Here is a 20,119-nt window from a genome sequence, read left to right as displayed (position 1 = left end):
AACGGCGCAACCGTTGCCCGGGCGTATATCTGAGTTACTGGGCGCAGGCCGCGCTCAACGGTCGGCGCGCAGGGGGCCGTATACAGCCATCACCGGTTCTGCTGGGGCTTAAGCGATTACTGGGCTTTCCAGCCCGGCGAATTGCACCCAGGTTCAAACCAGCAAGTTCCTTTAAACCCTCATTCACACCACCTTGAAGCGCAGCACCCCTGGGGAGCAGCAGTGATGGCGGCTGGCAAATTCGTCTCGTACCTGCGCGTCTCCACCACAAGGCAGGGCATCAGTGGTCTGGGCCTGGAGGCGCAGCGCAAGACGGTCTCCGACTTCCTCAACGGCGGGCCATGGAAGGTGGTGGCCGAGTTCGTGGAGGTGGAGAGCGGGAAAGCGGCCGACCGGCCCGAGCTGGCCCGCGCTCTGGCCCACTGCCGCGTCACCGGGGCCACCCTGATCGTCGCGAACGTCTCCCGCCTGACACGATCCGTGTCCTTCCTCAGCAAGCTGCTCGATGCCGGCGTGGAGGTGCGGTTCTGCGACTTACCGCAGATCGAAGGCCCGACCGGCCGCTTCCTCCTGACCCAGATGGTAGCGGTTGCAGAGCTGGAGGCCGGACTGATCGGGGAGCGCACCCGCAAAGCCTTGGCTGCTGCCAAGACCCGCGGGAAGAAGCTCGGCACCCCGGCCAACCTGACGAACAAGGATGCGGGCCGCGCCGCCGGCCGGGCCCAGCGCAGCCGGATCGCCGATCGCCGCGCTGCAGACCTCGCTCCAATCATCCGGGAGCTTCAGGCGGCCGGCTTCACCATAAATGGCTGCGCCCGCGAGCTGACGCGTCGAGGGATCTCTACCTCGACCGGAAAGAGCACCTGGGCTAGTCAGCAGGTCGTGAACGTCCTGGCCCGCTCTCCGGAACCCGCGGGGCGAGCTGGCCGGGATCGCGGGGGTGCTTAGGCGCGATCACGAGATCCATGCCAATTGGTTCGGCCCAAGGGCGTGATCCCTCACGACCGCGAGGCCGAACTTGAAGTCGTTCAAGACCTCGATCCGCCATGTCGACGGCAACTCGGCTTTCGCTAAGGCGAGCGCCGCTTCGGCCGTGTCAGTGGTGGCAGCATAGACGCGCCGCTGTGAGCCACCCTGATCGGCAGGCCGGTCCGTCATCACCACGATCTGAAACGCGCTATCCATCTCCTGACCATGCCACACGCAGGGCGACGCTCATAGGTCTCAGATCGTGGCCGGGAGACGCGCGGCGCCAGCCACTGAAACAATCGAGGCGCCCAGCGGGGACGCACAGCGTTCACTCGGACAGGGGCAGCCTAACCGGCTACGAACGTTGGGATGAAGCGTCGAACTTTGCCTATTAGCTCTCCAGCACGTCCTTGGGCATGGCGCTTATCACCTCCAGATAGCTTTTGTCGTCGCCATAGAGCTGATTATAGGACTGCTGATACATTTTGTTGTTGTAGAACTCGACCTCCAACGTGCCGACATTCCGCTCGCTTTTAAGAGGGAGGTTGTCATTTTTTTCAAAGATCAAGGCCAGATTTGGCCTGAGTGGATAGAAAAAATGCATTCCAGCGCCGTCTGGTCCTAAGCTAATGATCGGCTGATCGCCGGTTATGAAACCACTGCCGGTGGTATTTTCAAGAAATTTGAATTTGTACTGATCTTTTTCGAGAAAGATGCCAGTGCTGATATTCATCGCGTAGATCTGGCTTTCGATAAACCATGTTCGCTCTAAATCGAGCCCACGATCAAAGAATGGATGGTGTTTCCGGAGCTGAAGGTTTCGGATCTTAGGTGTTCGGAAGAACTGCTGCGCGATGAAATGGATGAAGTGGGTGCGCCTATTTTCGTCATCATAAAAACTAGGGTCGCGCTGCTTTAGGCTGGCTAGCATCTCTTGCGCATCGTTCTCGATGCCTGTGTGCCATCGTTCTCCGAGCGTCTTTTCCAGAGTATCCAGTTCCAGGGTAATTGCGCTCCGGACCTTATCCGCCAGTTTTTCCTGCGCAGCAAGACGGGCGCGTAGCTTGAAGACGTGCTGGAAGATTGCAACCGTCCCGCGATGAAACTCGCGTGCTTTCGGGACGGAAGCCCGGTCGATGATGGAGTTGATCCAATCAAGATCGAGAGGGCTCAGCTCCTCTATCTTATAAAAATATCGCTCAACGGCGACATTGGTGGGCCGGGTCGCGAAAACTCTTCGCTCATCCTGTAAGAAACAGAAGAGATTTCCTTTATGATCCACCCACTCTTTCAGATGGTTCCGCCAGACGTAATGCTGGTTCTTGGTCAGGGTTGACATGGGTTTATGGGATAAAGAGGTTAGAAAAAGCACCTCGAAGTAGGGTGCCGGCGGTCCGATCAGTAGGGGTGGCGGGCCGCCACTGGTCTACCGTTCGGGTCGATCTCCATCAACACTTCCTCAACAAATCCGAACGAATGACGCCCCGAAAATCGGCACCAACCTCGGCGACGGAAATCCTAAACGGGTAAGGGCCGGGGGAAATGCCGAGCTCTTTCGCTTCTTCCAAGGACATGCCTGGAAAGGTATCCAGGCGCTCGGGCCTTGGTCCCGAAGCGCAGCGAGAGGCCGTCCGTCGTCACCTCAATGGCGGCTCCTGGGAACTCATCGTGGAGGTGACCGAGGTTGAAAGCGGCAAGCGCAACGATGCGATTTGCAGGACCAGCCGGAGTGGGACGTCTCCCATGCTGGATTGAGGCACGTCGCTGAACCCAGGTTCAAATCTCAGGTGGCCGAACGCAGGTTGCCGCTCTCAAGCTCGTAGAAGTCAGGGTTCCGCTCAGCGACCAAGCCCAACAAATCGCTGATCACGTCGTCAAGGGGGACGGAGACGGTGGGCTTCCCAACCTCGAAGGCTCGGATATCCACGGCGGTTGGTGATGCCTCCAGGAGGATCAGATAGAACCTCTCGAACTGCTCATCGCGCCCTGCTGGGTCATTGCGGCCTGTGAATAGCCGGAGCCGTGCGTGGGCGTTCAGAAAGGTGGACTTGCGGCGGATCGTGTTGTCCGCCTCCGCGCCCTTATCGAGGAAGAAGAAGCCGGCGAGCACGCTGTAGGGGAAGCGCCGATGGAGCGTGACCGCCTCCATCAGCATGTCGCCTCGCCGGTTCACGAGGTTCTTCTGATAGTTGCTAGTTCGGGTGTCCTTGAAGTTGATGCTCTTGACCGAGATGGCCAGCAGCAGCCCAGCTTCCTCGGTGGCCCAGGTCACATCGACCTTCTTCGCGCCAAGGCCGCCCGCCATCCGTCTCTCGGCACCTGAGCTACCCAGCACACCGGGAGGTGCAGGCCGGGCTTCCTTCAGACCACGTTCGCGCAACTCCGCTGCGAGAGCCTGCGCGACCACCTCTGAGACGCGCTCGCTATAGCGCTTCTTCTCGCCCTGTAGGGCCGTATCAGGGGGCTTCGCAGGAAGGCTTTTGAGAGCCGCATCGAGGAAGTCATCAACCCTCGCCACGGCTACCTCGTCCTCGCATCACACGTCGCTGAAACAGGGCCTCACGGGCCTGCCGCAGTTGAGCAAGCTGCTCAGCATCGAGCTTCATATGCCGTTCGAGGATGACCGCATCCACCATCTCGACGGCTTTCAAGAGGTTGTTCTGCCGCAAGGCGACGGCGAGTTGCGGGCTGATCAACTCCAACTCACTCCGAGCGGCTTCGAGCACGGCCAGGGTAGGGACCGGCAACAGGTCTGCCTCCTTCGGCTCATGCTTCAGGAGACCGCCACCATAAGCGCGGCCCACAACCTCGGAGCCGAGCAGGGTGACAGTGTTCAGACATGCGATCGGTAGGGTCGCCTTCCCGACCTCCCGTAGCTCCGGTTTGAGTTTGACGCCGTACAGGGAGTTGAGGACGAGAGCACCAGCCTCGTTGGTCGTGAGGCGTGGGCGGTCGTGGTTCATGTAGGTGAAGAGCAGATCGGGCTGGGCCACCAGCGGCACGCGCCACCAGGGAGTGCGGACCTTGCACTTGTAGGCTTCGTGAACACCCTGGCGCTCGCCTGCCTCGATGTAGGCTCGTGCGGCCTTCGATGGGTTGTTGGCCTGGGGAGCAAACAGGTAACAGCGACCGCCCTCCTTCGCGAGTTCGGTCCACGCCCTCTCGCTGAAGGTGAGCCCTCGAAGGTGCCTAGCGCCAGGGGGGGAGATCCTGAGCAGTTCGGCTGTGCTGAGCCCAAGCCGTGCGGCATCGGCTGCCGTCAGAGTGAAGTAGTTGTTGTTGCCGGTGACGGAGCCCAGGTAGGTATCCCCCCACTCAATCAGCTTCGTGAAGTGCTTGCCGAGAGTGAGTTCACGATAGGTCTCCAGGGCACCGTTCTGGATGAGGGCGGGGGTCCACTTCTCTCCGGCCGCAGGCACGAAGCCCCGCCAGGAGGTCGTGTCGAGGTTCGCGAGGCTATCCGCATCACGGGCCTGATAGACCTCGAAGCTCTGCGCGGTGCCCCGGCCCTCGGCCAGGAGCAGCACCACCTCTTCGAGGACGCCGGGGAATAGCAGTTGCTCGAAGAGGATGAGCCGCACCTTGGCGAAGCGGTTCAGCAGGAAGCGCCGCACCTCGCCCGCATAGTTCACCGACATCAGTTCGGCTGGGAGGACGAGACCGAGACGGCCATCGTCCTTCAGGAACTCTGAGGCATGGATCGTGAAGGCGGCCCACGAGCTAGCGAGCGACGTCAGCCGAACACCGTGAGCAAGGGCAACCCGGAGGCTCTTTGCGCGAGCCGCACCTGAGAACTGCTGGTAGCGCACATACGGCGGGTTGCCGATCACGGCGTCATAGAGCGGCTGAGGGTCCTGATCGAAGAAGTCACCCTCCGTAATGCCAGCCCGAAACCCCTCCGCTGCAAGGCGTTCCTGCGCGTCCATCACGGATTGGCCGTGTATCTCAACGCCATTGAGGTGCTTGCTTAGGCTGCGACCTGGAACGCCGAGAGCCTTCAGCCGGGCTGCGCTGGGGAGGAGGAAGGCAGCATCACCACACGAGGGTTCCAGAACCCTGTCGCCCTTTGACCGGATCGCCCACTCAGCGATGAAGCGGCTGATTTCGAGCGGGGTGAAGAACGCTCCGCGTGCCTTCTGGCCTTGCACGAGATGGCTCACAGGTTCCTTGATCGCGTTCCGTTGAGGCGGGCCGTCACGCTCTCACACTAGGTGCCACCCGGTAAACGCTTCTTCTTTGTTCTCAACACCGATCGGCTGTTTGCACCTGGGTTCACTCTTCCGGCTCATCATCATCGCCGTAGGTGTCATTATTGGGCACGAGATCGGTTTCTTACGCCCCCCATGATATTTGCCTAACCCCTTGGCGCTGTTGAGCCCAGAATTCAGATTTCCGTTACCTCGTGAAGAATTTCTGAAGTGCCAGTCCGCCGTTTAGGTGGCAGCGTTCCTTGTAGATCTCGCAAGGAGCGGCTTCAGTGTTCACGGCGTCTTGGTTCGATCGTATGCCGCCCGGCTACATCAAGATTGGTATCTCTCGCGGCACACCTCGGGGAATGGCGAGCACGCCGAAGATCGCTGCCTTAGCCCCGGGCGCATGGTACCGGACTGCCGGCACCGAGGAGTACCGGGCACTCTACGCCGGGATCCTCTCCAGCCTCGATCCTGCTGAGATCGTGGCTGAGATCGACGCGAAGGCGCAGGGCCAGATCCCAGTGCTCTGCTGTTACGAACGGCTTGGCTCCGGCGACTGGTGCCACAGGGCGTATTTTTCAGCCTGGGTATGCCTCCACCTCGGCCTCGTGGTGCCCGAGCTTCACGACACGACGGGCGGGTTCGCCGGCTCTCACCCGATGCTTCCCGCCGAGTTCCGGCGTCCATCTGCCTACAAGCCGTCTGCGCACGCGCAGATGTCGCTGTTCTCGCAATAGAGCGTGCACCCAGGTGCAAAAGAGCCTGCGCGGCCTTCTTTCCCGACACTGGCCTACTGGTTTGGTAGAGCTCGCAAGGCTGTGAGGGCCGAGCCGTAGTAGGGGGCGAGGTGGTATTCGGTCCGGCGGGAGCGAAGCGTTGCTCGGCCCTGCCGCAAGACACCAGACTGAATGAGGGTGTCTGCGATCCGCTGGATGCGCTCATCGCTCGTACGGCTTAAACCGTTATGCAGGATCAGCAGCGAGAGGACGCGGTTCATCAGCCCCAGATCGTTGTTACAAGCCTGAGAGACGGTGCCTAGCAAGCTGACAAGGGCCGGAAGCCGAGGAGGAGCCGAGCCACGGCTGGTCTCATATGCCTTGAGGAAGCGAATAATGCGCGCTGCCGCATTGCCTCTAATGCCAACCAGCACGTCTTTTACAAAGGCATCGGACCCAGAGTAGTGCCCTTTGGTAAGACGGCACGTTCTGAGGGGCGCATCCTTGTATCGGACCTCGACCCGGAGGCGGTCATGGGCCTTGGCATAGATGGAGAGATCGACCCCGTCCGCACCGAGGCCGATCTTCATCGCAGGCATGTTGCCGGTCCGGCTCTTTCCAGAGATGGGCTCCTTCCCATGGTTCTCCACGGCAAAGAAAGCGGCCAGACTTGGGCCGTGCTCCGCGATCTCGGCGACGCGTAAAGGCGCTTCGGCCTCCTTGAACTCGGCGTAGACCTCTGCGTGCTTCAGTGTCCACCGGTCGAACGGCGGCAGGCGCAGAAGTGGCTCATGCGATCGGCTGTCTAGATCGAGATCGTGCACTGTGCCGACCGTCTCTCTCACGACATTGAGCACAGCGGCAGCGTAGTTCTGGGTCAGGCGTGCCCAATCCGTTTGGATGGCCATCGGGACCAGATGGTCCGGCACGAAGTTATCGTTGCCATCGAGTGTGCGGGCGCGGTTCGGGTTCAATCCAACCGGACGCATGAGTTCTATGCGGTTCACTGCCGGCGATGTGGCTAGGTCTCCCGTCTCCCCAGCCGAGGCGAACAAGCGCGTCGTGTTGAGTTCGAGGGCTCCCGCGCCCGACCACAGCCCGTCTCGCAAACTGATTGTGATCTGGAGGTTGAACAGCCAACGCTTGGCGGGGAACGTCACTCGTAAGTTGCGATTGGGCAGCTGCTCGACTTCGAAGGGGTCATCGTACTCGCGGCTTCGTCGGCCGAGGTAACCCTTCAGGTCCTCATGTGCGCAGGCACAGGAGATGTTGATGCCAGGCAGGCCGAACTTGAGGCGATCTACCCACCCTTGCTGCGGACTGATGCCATTCTTGCATCCCTGCGCAAAGTCGTAGAGCCAGGTTCGCTTACGGACACGCGGTGCTGGAGGCTGCGTCACTGATAGGTGCTATGGCTGTTTTTATGATGCTGGGAAGGTCTATAGTAGGCGCGTTGACGTCCGCTTACCCTCGCGGCCTATCGCAACAAGGCTGTCAATCTGTGGGGCTACGCTTCGGGATAACTCCGTCGAAGCAGGTAGACGCTCACAGCTGAAGCGGTGGTGACGACCAGCTCTGCCTCCTCGAACTTCGGATCTTGCCCTTCTGCGATGTGCCGTCCACGTTGACTTGCAAAGCCCCATAGCTTGAGCACAGCCTCGTCCAGCGGCTTCGGTAGCTCTAGATCGGGCAGAAGCTGCCCCAGGTTGGCCCGCGGCTGTCCCGTCAGGTCGCGGGCGGCACACTCCAGCGCCGCCATGCCATGCTGCACCGCTCCAGTGACATCCGGAGGCCGTCGCATGATATCGGCAAGAGCTTGCCGCATCTCGGTAGCAGCTGTCGGCTTGTGGGCCATCGTCATCAGCCGAACGGCTTCCTCGGTAGCCTCGCGAAATGCCAGAGAGCCACGGCCGACAATCCTGCCTTCTTTCATTTCATAGCCGATGCCGTGCTCACGAAAGACCTCGTTCAGCCGCGCCGCGAATGTCTCGCCGCGGCCCCAGGATTGCCCTTCCACGACGTCGTAGATGCCCTCGGCGAAATCATAGACGCGGAACCAAGGCGCCTCATAAACGAGGCTCTCCGCCTCCCTCGCCACGTTGCCAGAGCTCCAGTTGTTGCGATCTGGCGTGCGGAGAAGGACGGCGCAGATCGTAGCGCGCACTGTGTCGGGCGAGAGCCCGTGAGCATTGGCAAGTGCGAGAACAGCGGAGCGGACTATATCAGGCGCATCCTCTCGGACCGTGATCTCGGCCTCGGGTGCAGCATAGCCGTGGCGCCTGGAGAATGGCTCGTTCAGGTTCATCAGGCCTCGTGTTACGCTGGTGCCGCCACTGCCGATGCTCCCGCGGATCATAGCCTGTTGGTTGGTCGTCGGCCCGAGGCCAACCATTCCTGATCCGGACCCTAAGCTCCAGTGATGACCGTTCCACACGTTCTTTGTATCGACGTCGGCGGCCCCGCAAAGATCGGGTGGGCCGACAATACCGGCGCGGCCGGCTCGGGCCTAGAGCTAGGCGTCGCGTTAGACCGCATATCCGCTCTGCTGCGCCAAGGACAGCCTGTGGCTCTTGGGTTCGAGGCCCCGATCTGGACACCCCGTAGGCCGGAGCTCGCGAGGATTACCAGCCGCCGCGGCGGTATCGAGACAACCTATAACCGGGCTTGGTCCGCAGGCGCTGGCACCGGCGCTCTCGCAGCAGCTCTGGCGTTGATGCCATGGTCGTTTGCCCGGCTCCGAGAGGCCGCAGGTACGATCTCCGTCACGGTCGACCTTGCGCGGTTCCGTTCGGGAGCCGCATCCCTGTTCGTGTGGGAAGCGTTCGTATCCGGCATAGGCAAAGGAGCAAGCCACCATGACGACGCGCGCTTAGCCGTGCAGGCTTTCCTGGCTCGCTGGCCTGAGGTGTCCAGCGACGTGCCGATCGAACCTGCGTTAAACCACGCGGTATCGGCCGCTATCGCGTCCGGGCTCCGCGCCGACGTGGCGGAGATGCTCATGCCCGCTTTGGTGGTGGGCGTCACTCCGGTAACGGTTGCCGATCCGTCTAGGGCCTAAAGGGGCGACTTTCCCCTTTTTGGAGCTCAAAGGCGTACCACTCTTTTGATGGTTCGTACGCGAGATTGGGGAGCAGAGCGGCTGATGCCTGCGAGAGGTGCTGAACGTGAATTTGCACCCGGGTTCAAACTCGGATTGGTACACCAGGGCGGTACACCGCGGCACATTGACAATCAGACAAGTGATTGATTTATATAACTAATGCCTGGAAGGGTTCGTGTCCCCTCAGCTCCACCAGGGGGTCTCGCGCACATCGCGTGATCCTGGTGGTCGTCGAAATTCCCGACAGGTCAGGCGCTTAGCTCAGACGTCGCGCGGCGGTCGTGTCTCGGCCGCATCTCCCGGGCCGGATCACCGGCCTTCTGCCCCCGGTCTCCACAGGCCCCATCCCCGTTTCTCCGATGCTGCGCGCGGCCCTCGACTGGTTCTTCCGCGACCGCACCAGCGGACGCATCGTGATCGGCCAGTGGCCGAACCTGCCGCTGTGGCTTTTCGGCCTCGCGCAGGCCATCGCCTGGATCGCGGGAGAGGGGAGCGCCATCGGGCGATGGGCGGACGTCGCATCCTGGATCGCCCTCGCCGTCTGGGCGGGCGATGAGGTGCTCCGCGGGGTCAACCCGTGGCGGCGCTGCCTGGGGGCCGCCGTGCTGATCGGGATGGCAGTTCGCCTGATCGCCTGATCGCGCCGGGGGCGCCGAGACCCGCGGGCGGCCGGATGCGATCTTCCGACAGACACCCGAAGGACTGACTGGGATGAAGGTAACGATTTCTATCGATGTCCCGTCGATCGATGAGGGACTGAAGTTTTTTGGCGCCGTCTTCGGCTTCGTCGAGACGTCCCGACCCCACCCCGGTTACGCGACGCTGACGTCGGGTGAGGCGACGATCGGGCTTCTCGCGAAACCGGCTGGATCCTCACCCGCACCGGGAAGCAACGACCTTCGCCGGTATGAGCGCCATTGGACGCCGGTTCATATCGATTTTCGGGTCGAGGACTTCGAGGCGACGCTCGCACGGGCCTTGGCGAATGGCGCAAAAGCCGAGCAGGTGCATCGTGTGGCGGGCTTTCCCCCGGTTGCCTTCTGTAGTGATCCTTTCGGGCACGGGTTCTGCATCGTCGGCCTGACCGCGCTTTAGGGCTTCATCGGATCGAGATGCAGTATCAATGTTGTGCGCAAATAAGAATTCATAGGAATTCGAAGTTTTTGCTGTTGTTGTTCTGAATCACGATACAGTTCGCCGCCTTCGACCTAACCGGCGCAAATGTCTGCTCCGGAAATGCCTGTAAAGGCCGCTGGCGCGTTTTCGGGAAAACCCGGATCATGCTGCGCCTCCCGTCTTTGCGAGCGAAGCGAAGCAATCCAGGGATCCGCCACATCCGTTCAGGTCCCGCTGCCCTGGATTGCTTCGCTTCGCTCGCAAAGACGGTGAAGCAGGTGATCCGGATCAAACCGAAACCGCTCTAGGTCTCGCGGACGACGCGGATCAATCCGTCGCCATGCTCGTCCGGATCGAGGATGAACGCTCCGGCGTCCAGGTTCGCGCGGAGAAAGGCGACATGCGCGGCGGTGATCATCTGGCCCGGAAGCAGGCGGGGGATGGCCGGGGGCACGATGGCGACCGACTGGCCGGCGATCCGCCCAGCCGCCTGATCATAGGGCACGCGGTCGAATGGCGCTGCGGCCGCCAGCGGAGGTGGCAGCGCCGGAGCCGCCGGGAGCGCCGGCATGAGCGAAGCGTAGTCCGGCGCCTCGTCAGGGACCTCATGGAACCGGGCATCGCCCGTCTTCGCCGCGGCGGCGAGGTCGCGGACGCCCTGGACGAGACGCTCGGCGTCCGCATCGGTCGTGCCGAGCGAGAAGCTGAAACCGATATGGCGCAGGTCGCCCAGCACCGCGCTCACTTTGCGTTCGGCCTGGAGCCACTCGTCGGCCTCGTAGCCCGACAGCCCGAGCCTGCGCACATCGAGAACCAGGAAGGTCGGGTCGAGGTCGTGCGCGCCGGGGCCGCCGATCACCTCTCGGCCAAGGATCGCGAGACCGTCGACGGACGCGAGACGATCCCGCACCGAAGCGGCGAGATCCACGACGCGCTGCCAGAGTCGCTGCCCCTCGGCGACGTGGGCGCGGCGCGTGGCGTCCAACGACGCGAGGATCGGCACCGACGGGCTCGTGCACTGAAGCATCTCGAACGCCCAGACGAACCGCTCACGGTCGATCAGGTCGCCGGCCACCAGCATGAACGAGCCCTGCGCCAACGCGCCCATGGTCTTGTGCACGCTCACCACCATCACATCCGCGCCGAGGGCCATCGGGTTGTCCGGCAGGCGGTCGCAGAAGGGGTAGGCCGCCCCCCAGGCGGCGTCGACGATCAGCGGGACGCCGCGGGCATGGCAGACCTCCGCAAGCGCGCGGATATTGCTCGTGACACCGAAGAAGGTCGGGCTGATTACGAGCGCGGCCTTGGCGCCGGGGTGCAGGTCGAGGAGCCGGGCGAGGGTCTCGGGATCGGTGCCGTGCTCGATGTCCCTTTCCCGGTCGATCACCGGCGGGATCGCCACGAGCTTCACGCCGGCGTAGACGGCCGTGCTGAAGGCCGCCTTGTGCTCGTTGCCGGCGATCAGCACCGTGTCACCGGGGCCGGCAACCGCCGCTACGGCGGTTTGGATGCTCTGCGTCGAGCCGCCGGTCGAGAATCGGCACAGGTCGGCGCCCCACGCCTCGGCCGCGAGGCGGTAGGCCTGCTGCATCACCCCGAACGACTCCGTCCGGTCGTCGAGCCCCTTCGGCGTCAGAACGTCGGCCTGGAAGGCCCGTTCGCCGAGGAGGGCGACCACGTCGGACGAGGCTGCCCGCCCCTCGTCGTGTCCGGGGCCGCCGAAGCCCGCGATACTGCCGCGCTCGACGGCGGCGAGGGCGTCGAGGATCGGTGCCTTGGACTGGTCCATCATGCCTTGCACTCCCCCGCCTGCGCCGAACGCCAGCACCCGCCGAATGGGACGCGTCGCCAGCGGCGCTCCTCGTCTGCGTCAGCCGGGCCTTCGAAGACGACGGCGAGGCTCCGGACACGAGCCGGCTGCGCCCGGTCGCTGGCGATGATGGCCAGGAGGGCGGGGTGGATCCGCCTGTCGTCGCAGCCCGAACGGATGTCGCGGGCGACGATCCTCGACCGCCCGCGCGGACGAGCGGAGTTCGCCCCTGGGCAGGGGAACGACGCATGGCGAAGGAAGGCTCGCGAGGCCCCGGCGCGCGGGTGCGTGCGTTCGTCGGACGGCAATGGCATGACGCTGGAAGCCCGAGACACGCGCAGACCTGCGCTGAGCGGCGGCCGTCGATGACCGCGGATTGGGCAACCTCACTCCGAGAGTGGCGTTCCTGATTTCGAACCGTCCGTGCTGCGGCATTTCGTGATGCGATCGACGCTGTCGCTCGCGAAGGTGGACGACGCGGCGTGAGCCGAATTTCCCCGAAGCCGTGGCGGGGGAGGGCTCGGTCCACGGCCGAGGCATCGAGATCGCCCCGCCGCAGTGCGGAGGCCGTCCGGTGGCAACGGGCCCACCGAACGGCCGCGTCCGTTAGGTTAGGCCAGCGTGCGGACCTTCGGCTCGCGGTCCCAGTAACGCTTCTTCGCCGCCTCGACGAAGCCCTTGAGGTCGGTCACGCCCTCGTCCGCCTCGACCCCAGCCTTATCGAGCAGGGGCTTGGCGGCAGCGTTGTGGCCGATCGCCTTGAGGTGCCCGAAGGCATCCATCACCCACTGCACCGCAGCGGCCTCCTTCACGAGCTGGCCTGCGGCCTTCTTGGACAGGATCACCGCGCAGCCATCGACCGTCACCGACGGCTGGCCGAACAGTTGCGCGTCGGCGGCGATGACCGATCCGTCCGAGAGCGGAACCTTGCCGACCTTCGGGGCGACGGTCATCGCGTGCCCGCCCGCCGCCTTGACCGCCTTCTTCAGCGATTGCAGCTCGTCCGCATCCGTCCCATCGGCGATCAGGATGCCGATGGTGCGGCCTTCCAGCGTGTGCCGTTCGAGGGGACCACGGATGATGCGCAGGGCCGGTGACGGCGCCATGTCCAGCACCGGCGCAGCGGTCGGCGAGGCGGGGGGCAGGTCCATCGCCAGCCCGTCGGCGACACGGGTCGCCAGATCCTCATCGACGTTGCGCAGGTTGGCGACCATCGCCAGCCGGATGTGCTCCAGGCTCACCTTCGAGAGTTCGAAGACCAGCGCGGAGGCGATGTGCGCCTGTTCGGCCGGGTCCATCGAGCGGAAGAACAGCCGCGCCTGGCTGTAGTGGTCGGCGAAGCTTTCGGGCCGGACGCGCAGCTTCTGCCCTTCCTCCTCCGAGGGGAAGGTGATGTAGCCCTTCGTGGCGTCCTCGCGAGCACCGCCCGGCTCGCCGACCTTGGCGAGGCTGTTGGGTTCGTAGTTGGCGCGTCCCTTCGGCACGGCCATCTGCATGTGGCCGTCCCGCTGCTGGTTCATGAACGGACAGCCGGCCGCCGAGGCTCGCCCCTTCGCAGAATTGATCGGCAACTGGTGGAAGTTCACCGAGCCCAGCCGCGAGAGCTGCGTGTCGGTGTAGCTGAACAGCCGGCCCTGGAGCAGCGGATCGTTCGTGAAGCCGATACCCGGCACGACATGGCTCGGCACGAAGGCCGCCTGCTCGGTCTCCGCGAAGTAGTTGTCCGGGTAGCGGTCGAGGACCATCTTGCCGACGATGCGGACGGGCAGCACCTCCTCGGGGATGATCTTGGTGGCGTCGAGGACGTCGTAGGGCTGGCTGTTGGCGAATTCCTCGTCGAACAGCTGGACGCCGAGTTCCCAGGTCGGGAAGTCGCCCCGGCCGATGCGCTCGAACAGGTCGCGGCGCTGGAAGTCCGGGTCGGCTCCGGCGATCTTCACGGTCTCGTCCCAGATGGTCGAGGCGAGGCCGGCCTTCGGCTTCCAGTGGAACTTGACGAAGGTGCTCTTCCCCTCCTTGTTGATGAACCGGAAGGTGTGGACGCCGAAGCCCTCCATGTTGGCGAAGGTGCGCGGCAGCGTCCGGTCCGACATGGCCCACATGATCATGTGGGTCGATTCCGGCATGAGACTGATGAAGTCCCAGAAGGTGTCGTGGGCGGTGGCCGCCTGCGGATAGCCCCGGTCGGCCTCCATCTTGGCGGCGTGGATCAGGTCCGGGAACTTGATCGCATCCTGGATGAAGAACACCGGGATGTTGTTGCCCACGAGGTCCCAGTTGCCCTCGCGGGTGTAGAACTTGACCGCGAAGCCGCGCACGTCGCGGGGCGTGTCGATCGAGCCCGCGCCGCCCGCCACGGTGGAGAAGCGGGTGAACACCTCGGTGCGCTGGCCCTTCTTCTGGAACAGGTCCGCGACGGTGATGTCCGCGAGGCTCTCGGTGCACTCGAAGTAGCCATGCGCCGCGGAGCCGCGCGCGTGGACGATCCGCTCCGGGATGCGCTCGTGGTCGAAGTGATTGATCTTCTCGCGGTAGACCTCATCCTCGAGGAGAACGGGACCGCGCGCCCCGGCCTTGAGCTGGTTCTGGTTGTCGGAAACCGGCGTGCCGTGGTTCGTGGTCAGCACGGGGTGATCGGCATCGGCAGTCTGATGGGTCTCACCGCCGTGGCCGGCATTGAGTGAACTGAGTTTGGTCATGGCATCCCTCCTGGGTGGAAGGCCAACCGGAAGCGGGGCAGTAAGTTTCCCCATTGTGCGGGAGCGGTGACAGGGCGATCCCGGAATGCGTGAAGCGGATGCCGCCGCGGTGGATGAACGTGGCCACCGATATGATCTGGATATGATCTGAATCAGTGGCAGGGGCGGCAAGCGCCCGACGATCAGGGGTATGACAGGACAACCCAACGCCGCGAGAGTCTTGTCGCCTTACTGGTCGCGCCTGCGCGCAACGCTTTACTCAACTTTTGCAGGCATTCTGCGTCAGTGAGCGGGAAGGCTGGGCGTTCGTCATGCGGACGGTATCGGGTGATGATCCGGAGATGAGGATTGTTCAGCTCGCTGACGTTCTCGGTGCCCTCAGTCACGCCCTCGATCTGACGGAGGGCCAGCCGGTCGGGCATTGCGTGCGCGCGACCTGGATCGGCTTCCACATCGGGCGGACGATGGGCCTGCCGGACCTTCAGCTGTGGGAACTCTATCACACCGTCATGCTGAAGGATCTGGGCTGCTCCAGCAATGCTGCGCGCATTTGTGAGCTGTATCTGTCCGACGACCTTACTTTCAAGCGCGACTTCAAGACTGTCAGCGACAGCCTGCCGAAGGTGCTGGGCTTCGTGTTCTCCCATACGGGGCTGAAGGCGGGCTTGGCCGACCGGTTCCGCGCCGTGCTCAACATCCTGCAGAACGGCGGCGCCATCGTCGACGACCTCATCCAGACCCGCTGCCAGCGTGGGGCGCAGATCGCCAAGCAACTCCGCTTTCCGGCGAGCGTCTGCGACGCCATCCACGCCCTGGACGAACACTGGAACGGCACCGGCCGGCCGGACCGTCTCGCGGGTCCCGCGATCCCGCTCTACGCCCGCGTTGCGCTGCTGGCGCAGGTGGTGGACGTGTTCCACACGGCGGCCGGCCCCGCCGCCGCGCTGGCCGAGGTGCGGGCGCGCTCCGGCACATGGTTTGATCCTCACATCGTCGCCTGCTTCGAGAGGGTCGCCACCGAACCGGGCTTCTGGGAGACCCTGGCTTCGGACAGGGTCGAATCTGCGGTTCTCGCACTGGCACCGGTCAGCCCGATCACGGTCGATGAGGATTACCTCGACGACATCGCGCGCGCCTTCGCCCAGATCATCGATGCCAAGAGCCCTTTCACCTCCGGCCATTCGGAGCGCGTGGCGGTCTACGCCGATATGATCGCGGCCGAACTCGGCTTCACCTTGGAACGCCGACGCTGGCTCAAACGGGCCGCGCTCCTGCACGATGTCGGCAAGCTCGGGGTCTCGAACGCCATCCTCGACAAGAACGGCAAGCTGGACGAGGCCGAGTGGCGGGACATGCGCAATCATGCGGCCTTGTCCGAGACCATCCTCAGTCGCGTCCCGGTTTTTCATGAGATGGCCTGCATCGGCGGCGGCCATCATGAGCGACTGGACGGCAAGGGCTATCCGCGTGGGCTGAACGGCGACGAGATCGCTTTCGAGACGCGCATCGTGTCGGTGGCCGACGTGTTCGATGCCTTGACGGCCAACCGGCCCTACCGGGCGGCGATGCCATTGGACAAGGCACTCGGCATCATGCGCGCGGACCTCGGCACCGCGTTCGATCCCCTGTGCTTCGGTGCGCTGGAGCGGGCGCTCACCGCGATCGAGGGCGATCTCGCTCGGGCGGCCTGAGCGGCCCCGGCGCTTAACGGATCGCGCCCGAGGGACCGCGAACGCCGCGAACAGAGAGGGACGCGGGAGCGGCCAGAAGGGTCATCGCGCGCACCGCGTTCCCGCAGGCCCGCGATCCCACGAAGCCAAGGCACAGGAAGGTGACGACGCTCCTCAGCATGGACAGACACCCCAACTCTGCAAGACTTTCTGTTTAGCGGAGAAGGATTGACGCTTCGACAATCGACCTGCCCGGCTGCTGTAGAATGAGGGCTATCCCAGTCAAGAACCAAAAGAATTTGGGTCGCATTTGATGCAACTGGCGGCTTGGCCGCACTTTTTTCGACGGATCACGACGAGAGCGGTTTCGGTTTGCTTTGGATCGTCCGCGGAACCGACATCGGCTGGCGCCACGCCGTGCGGCGCCGGTGGATCGGTCTCGGCGAATAGGCCAGTGTCTATCCTGTGATCCGAATTCGGCGCCGAGGCCGAGGCGATGGAACGAGTCCGGGTCGCGCCAGGAGGATGAGCCCACGATGACGCGTATCGCCCTCATGCGAATGCCGGCCGCAATCGGTGTGCTACTTGTCTCGCTGATGATCGGAGAATGCAGCATGGCGAAAGCGGACGATGGCGAAATCGCCCATGGCATCGCGCCGACGGGGACACTGCGGGCCGCCATCAATTACGGCAACATCGTCCTCGCCCAGAAGGGGCCGGACGGAGAGCCCGCCGGGATCTCGGCCGACCTCGCCCGTGAGCTCGGCCGCCGGCTGAAGGTTCCGGTGTCGTTCGAGACCTTCGACACGGCCGGCAAGGTCGTCGCGGCGCTGAACGGCCCGCACACGTGGGACGTCGCCTTCCTCGCCATCGACCCGCAACGGGCCGAGACCATCGCCTTCACTCCGCCCTACGTGATCATCGAGGGGGCGTACATGGTGGCCAAGGGTTCACCCCTCACGGCGAACGAGCAGGTCGACCAGCCCGGCGTGAAGATCGCTGTCGGGCGGAATACGGCCTACGACCTCTATCTGAGCCGTGCCCTGACCTCGGCGGAACGCGTGTTCGCGCCGACCTCGCAAGCGGCGCTGGAGCTGTTTCAACGGGATCGGCTCGACGTGGTCGCCTCGGTCAGGCAACCGCTCGAACTCTACGCACGCGATCATGCGGATGTGCGGGTGCTCCCCGGGCGCTTCATGGCCATCGAGCAAGCGATGGCGGTGCCGAAAGGACGCGACGCGGCGCTGGCCTACCTCAGTCGTTTCATCGAGGAGATGAAGGCATCGGGCTTCGTGGCCGCCGCGCTCGCGCGCAGCGGTCAACACGATGCGACGGTCGCCCCCAAGGCGGAGGGGCTGCCGCGATAGCCGGCCCGGACAGGCGCTCCCCGCGCCGCGACGGGGCCGGGAATCGCCGCAGGATCAGGCGGCTGGGAACCGAAAGAGCGTCCTCGGCGTGTCCACCAGCACGACTTTGCGGTCTGCGGGGTCGGGCAGCCACATCGTCAGGTTGGCCAGCATCGCGGCGTAAGGCGCCTTGCCTTCGAACCCCGTGTTCGGCCAATCGCTGCCCCAGACGAGATGATCGAGGCCGAGATGCGCGCGGAGCAGCGGAATCGCCGCCTTCGCAATGGCATCGCCCTCGGGTCCGTTTCGGTAGGGACCCGACAGCTTGAGGTAGATGCGGCCTGTGCGCCCGGCCTCCAGGATGCGGCGGAAGCCGGGATCGTCGACGCCGGCCTTGGGGTCGGGCTTGCCGAAATGGTCGGCCACGATGGTCACCCCCGCATCGAGGAGGGGCGGGAGCAGGTCGGGCCAGCGCCGCCCCTCGGCCTGGATCTCGACATGCCAGTTAAGGGCGGCGAGACGCGCGAGATGCGTGCGCCATACCGGGTTCGCCAGCGGCGGGTCCGGCTGGCCTATCAGGTTGAGGCGCACGCCGACCACACCGGCGGCATCCAGGGCCTTCAGGTCATCGCCGGAGATATCGGGGTCGACGACCGCGACGCAGCGGAAGCGCGCCGGATGGTTTTGTCGCGCGTCCAGCATGTAGCTGTTGTCGGTGCCGAGGAAGCTCGGCTGGATGAGGACCGCGTTCGAAATACCGTTGGTCTCGAGAACCTTGATGTAGTCCTCGGGCGTCGCGTCGTAATCCGGCGCGTAGCGGATGGATGGCGCGAGCTTCAGGCCGCGCTTGAAGACATGCGCGTGGCTGTCGATCGCCGTGATCGGCCCGGCCATCGCGGAGCGCGGCATCAAGGCGGCAGCGGCCATGCCACCCTGGAATTGCCGTCGCGACATCATACCCGCGACCCCGTGGCGGCCGGAGGAGGGGCGGCCGCCCGCGCGCGGCTGCCGCGGCCGAGGATCAACGTCATGATGCTGCCGGCGCCCGTGAGGAAGACCAGCGGCAGCAGGCCCATCGGGAAGCTGCCGGTGGCATCCTTGATCACGCCGAGCAGCCAGGAGGCGATGCCGGTGCCGAGGTGGGAGAGCGTGTTGATCGCCGCGATCCCGGCCGCAGCCGTGCCCGCCGAGAGCCACTCGGTCGCCATCGCCCAGAACGGTCCCTTGATCGCGTAGTTACCGAGCAGGGTGAAGCTCAGCAGGATCATCGTGACAGTCAGCGAACTCGTCAGGTTCGTGGCCAACATGCAGATGCAGGTCAGCGCCAGCGGCAGCGCCGTGCTCCAGACCCGTTCGCCGGACTTGTCGGCGCGAAGACCCCAGAAGATCATGAACGCCGAGGCGATGCCGAAGGGGATCATGTTGAGCAGCCCGGTCTCCAGATTCGATAGACCGAATGACTTGATGATCTGCGGCTGCCACAACGACAATGCGTTACTGGTCGCTGAAGAGCCCGAGTAAATCAGCGCCAGCGCCCATATGTATTTGTTCGCGAGCACCTTCATGAGCGGCAGGTGATGGGCGACCGGCGCGGCCCCGGCCTTGTCCGCCTCCAGCCGATCTTCCAGCCAGGCGCGCTCTTCCGGCGCCAGCCATGTCGCCTCCGCCGGTCGGCTCGGCAGCATGAAAAGAGCGGCCAGCCCCAGCAGAATCGCGGGAATCGCCTCGGCGATGAACAGCCATTGCCAGCCATGCAGCCCCGCGGCACCGTCGAGCTGAAGCAGTCCGGCCGATAGCGGCGAGCCGAGAAAGGACGAGATCGGGATCGCCACCATGAACATGGCCACGATCCGGGCCCGGTAGGCCTTCGGGAACCAATAGGTCAGGTACAGGATCACGCCGGGGAAGAAGCCGGCTTCGGCCGCGCCCAACAGGAAGCGGCCGAGATAGAAACTGTAAGGACCGACCACGAAGGCCATCGCCGCGCCGACGATGCCCCAGGTGATCATGATCCGCGCGATCCAGAGACGCGCCCCGAACTTTTCCATCGCGATGTTGCTTGGCACTTCGCAAAGAACATAAGCAACGAAGAACAAACCTCCCCCGATGCCGAACATCGCCTGGGTGAGGCCGACATCCTTGTTCATGGTCAGGGCGGCGAAACCGGCATTCACCCGGTCGACGTAGGCGATGAAGTAACAGAGCACGAGAAACGGAACGATGCGCCAACCAACCTTGCGCATGGTGCGCCGTTCGATCTCCGGCAGCGCGGAGGGAACGCTCGTCGGTGCCATATCCGTTCTCCCCAGCCGCGTCGTTTTCTTCGACTTCGCAGGCGCGGACGGTTCTAGCAGTATCGAGCCCTATCAGCCATACGAATGCACCGGGACGGAGCGTTTGACGGCTTCTCCAGTATCACCGACCGTAGACGGAGTTCGTTCCGCGCTTTGTTCGCGATATTCATCGCCCACGCGCACGCACCACAGATCGACGCCAGTTC

The 20,119-nt window shown here is 64.0% G+C and carries 16 protein-coding genes; 6 read left to right on the top strand and 10 right to left on the bottom strand.

Features of this window, described 5'->3' with window-relative positions:
• The first annotated feature begins 225 nt into the window (after positions 1–225).
• Positions 226–948: a recombinase family protein gene (locus ACS5Q7_RS21330; RefSeq protein WP_478341270.1), complete on the top strand. Its 723-nt coding sequence runs from the start codon at positions 226–228 to the stop codon at positions 946–948.
• Positions 949–954: 6 nt separating this feature from the next.
• Here ACS5Q7_RS21330 and ACS5Q7_RS21325 read toward each other — a convergent pair whose 3' ends face one another.
• The 4 genes from ACS5Q7_RS21325 to ACS5Q7_RS21310 all read right to left on the bottom strand — a co-directional run bounded on the left by ACS5Q7_RS21325 (position 955) and on the right by ACS5Q7_RS21310 (position 5,129).
• Complete coding sequence (locus ACS5Q7_RS21325) at positions 955–1,185, bottom strand: hypothetical protein (protein ID WP_478341269.1); 231 nt, start codon at positions 1,183–1,185, stop codon at positions 955–957.
• Between the two features lie 175 nt (positions 1,186–1,360).
• Complete coding sequence (locus ACS5Q7_RS21320; RefSeq protein WP_478341268.1) at positions 1,361–2,308, bottom strand: DUF4238 domain-containing protein; 948 nt, start codon at positions 2,306–2,308, stop codon at positions 1,361–1,363.
• A gap of 444 nt (positions 2,309–2,752) precedes the next feature.
• The gene (locus ACS5Q7_RS21315) at positions 2,753–3,487 is read right to left on the bottom strand and encodes a hypothetical protein (protein ID WP_478341267.1); all 735 of its coding nucleotides are present in this window, start codon (positions 3,485–3,487) and stop codon (positions 2,753–2,755) included.
• Entirely contained in the window at positions 3,474–5,129 is a 1,656-nt protein-coding gene (locus tag ACS5Q7_RS21310) for an HsdM family class I SAM-dependent methyltransferase (RefSeq protein WP_478341266.1), read from the bottom strand. Before ACS5Q7_RS21310 ends, ACS5Q7_RS21315 begins: the two co-directional genes overlap by 14 nt.
• A gap of 317 nt (positions 5,130–5,446) precedes the next feature.
• Here ACS5Q7_RS21310 and ACS5Q7_RS21305 point away from each other — a divergent pair, with 317 nt between their 5' ends.
• Positions 5,447–5,899 carry a hypothetical protein gene (locus ACS5Q7_RS21305; RefSeq protein WP_478341265.1) on the top strand — a complete coding sequence of 151 codons (453 nt, stop codon included), beginning with the start codon at positions 5,447–5,449 and terminating at the stop codon, positions 5,897–5,899.
• Between the two features lie 53 nt (positions 5,900–5,952).
• On the opposite strand, the gene ACS5Q7_RS21300 is transcribed toward ACS5Q7_RS21305, so the two are convergent.
• Complete coding sequence (locus ACS5Q7_RS21300) at positions 5,953–7,278, bottom strand: hypothetical protein (protein ID WP_478341264.1); 1,326 nt, start codon at positions 7,276–7,278, stop codon at positions 5,953–5,955.
• 107 nt (positions 7,279–7,385) lie between these two features.
• The gene (locus ACS5Q7_RS21295; RefSeq protein WP_478341263.1) at positions 7,386–8,183 is read right to left on the bottom strand and encodes an AbiJ-NTD4 domain-containing protein; all 798 of its coding nucleotides are present in this window, start codon (positions 8,181–8,183) and stop codon (positions 7,386–7,388) included.
• A 1,157-nt stretch (positions 8,184–9,340) separates the two neighbouring features.
• On the opposite strand from ACS5Q7_RS21295, the gene ACS5Q7_RS21290 reads away from it, so the two are divergent.
• Positions 9,341–9,616: a hypothetical protein gene (locus ACS5Q7_RS21290; RefSeq protein WP_478341279.1), complete on the top strand. Its 276-nt coding sequence runs from the start codon at positions 9,341–9,343 to the stop codon at positions 9,614–9,616.
• Between the two features lie 73 nt (positions 9,617–9,689).
• Positions 9,690–10,073 (top strand): VOC family protein, encoded by a 384-nt coding sequence (locus ACS5Q7_RS21285; RefSeq protein ID WP_478341262.1) that lies wholly within the window; start codon positions 9,690–9,692, stop codon positions 10,071–10,073.
• 325 nt (positions 10,074–10,398) lie between these two features.
• Here the strand turns inward: ACS5Q7_RS21285 and ACS5Q7_RS21280 are convergent, their stop codons facing one another.
• Both ACS5Q7_RS21280 and ACS5Q7_RS21275 read right to left on the bottom strand, forming a co-directional pair.
• Positions 10,399–11,886: an aminotransferase class I/II-fold pyridoxal phosphate-dependent enzyme gene (locus ACS5Q7_RS21280; RefSeq protein ID WP_478341261.1), complete on the bottom strand. Its 1,488-nt coding sequence runs from the start codon at positions 11,884–11,886 to the stop codon at positions 10,399–10,401.
• 629 nt (positions 11,887–12,515) lie between these two features.
• Positions 12,516–14,603 carry a catalase gene (locus ACS5Q7_RS21275; RefSeq protein ID WP_478341260.1) on the bottom strand — a complete coding sequence of 696 codons (2,088 nt, stop codon included), beginning with the start codon at positions 14,601–14,603 and terminating at the stop codon, positions 12,516–12,518.
• Positions 14,604–14,914: 311 nt separating this feature from the next.
• Between ACS5Q7_RS21275 and ACS5Q7_RS21270 the strand changes: the two genes are divergently transcribed.
• Both ACS5Q7_RS21270 and ACS5Q7_RS21265 read left to right on the top strand, forming a co-directional pair.
• Positions 14,915–16,294: an HD-GYP domain-containing protein gene (locus tag ACS5Q7_RS21270; RefSeq protein ID WP_478341259.1), complete on the top strand. Its 1,380-nt coding sequence runs from the start codon at positions 14,915–14,917 to the stop codon at positions 16,292–16,294.
• A 593-nt stretch (positions 16,295–16,887) separates the two neighbouring features.
• The gene (locus ACS5Q7_RS21265) at positions 16,888–17,640 is read left to right on the top strand and encodes an ABC transporter substrate-binding protein (RefSeq protein ID WP_478341258.1); all 753 of its coding nucleotides are present in this window, start codon (positions 16,888–16,890) and stop codon (positions 17,638–17,640) included.
• A 54-nt stretch (positions 17,641–17,694) separates the two neighbouring features.
• Here the strand turns inward: ACS5Q7_RS21265 and ACS5Q7_RS21260 are convergent, their stop codons facing one another.
• Both ACS5Q7_RS21260 and ACS5Q7_RS21255 read right to left on the bottom strand, forming a co-directional pair.
• Positions 17,695–18,546 (bottom strand): amidohydrolase family protein, encoded by an 852-nt coding sequence (locus ACS5Q7_RS21260; protein WP_478341257.1) that lies wholly within the window; start codon positions 18,544–18,546, stop codon positions 17,695–17,697.
• Between the two features lie 26 nt (positions 18,547–18,572).
• On the bottom strand, positions 18,573–19,913 hold the full coding sequence (locus ACS5Q7_RS21255; RefSeq protein WP_478341256.1) for an MFS transporter: 1,341 nt from the start codon (positions 19,911–19,913) through the stop codon (positions 18,573–18,575).
• Positions 19,914–20,119 lie beyond the last annotated feature (206 nt).

The sequence above is a fragment of the Methylobacterium sp. Gmos3 genome, assembly GCF_056430985.1.
This window is presented reverse-complemented; position numbering and strand designations above follow the sequence as displayed.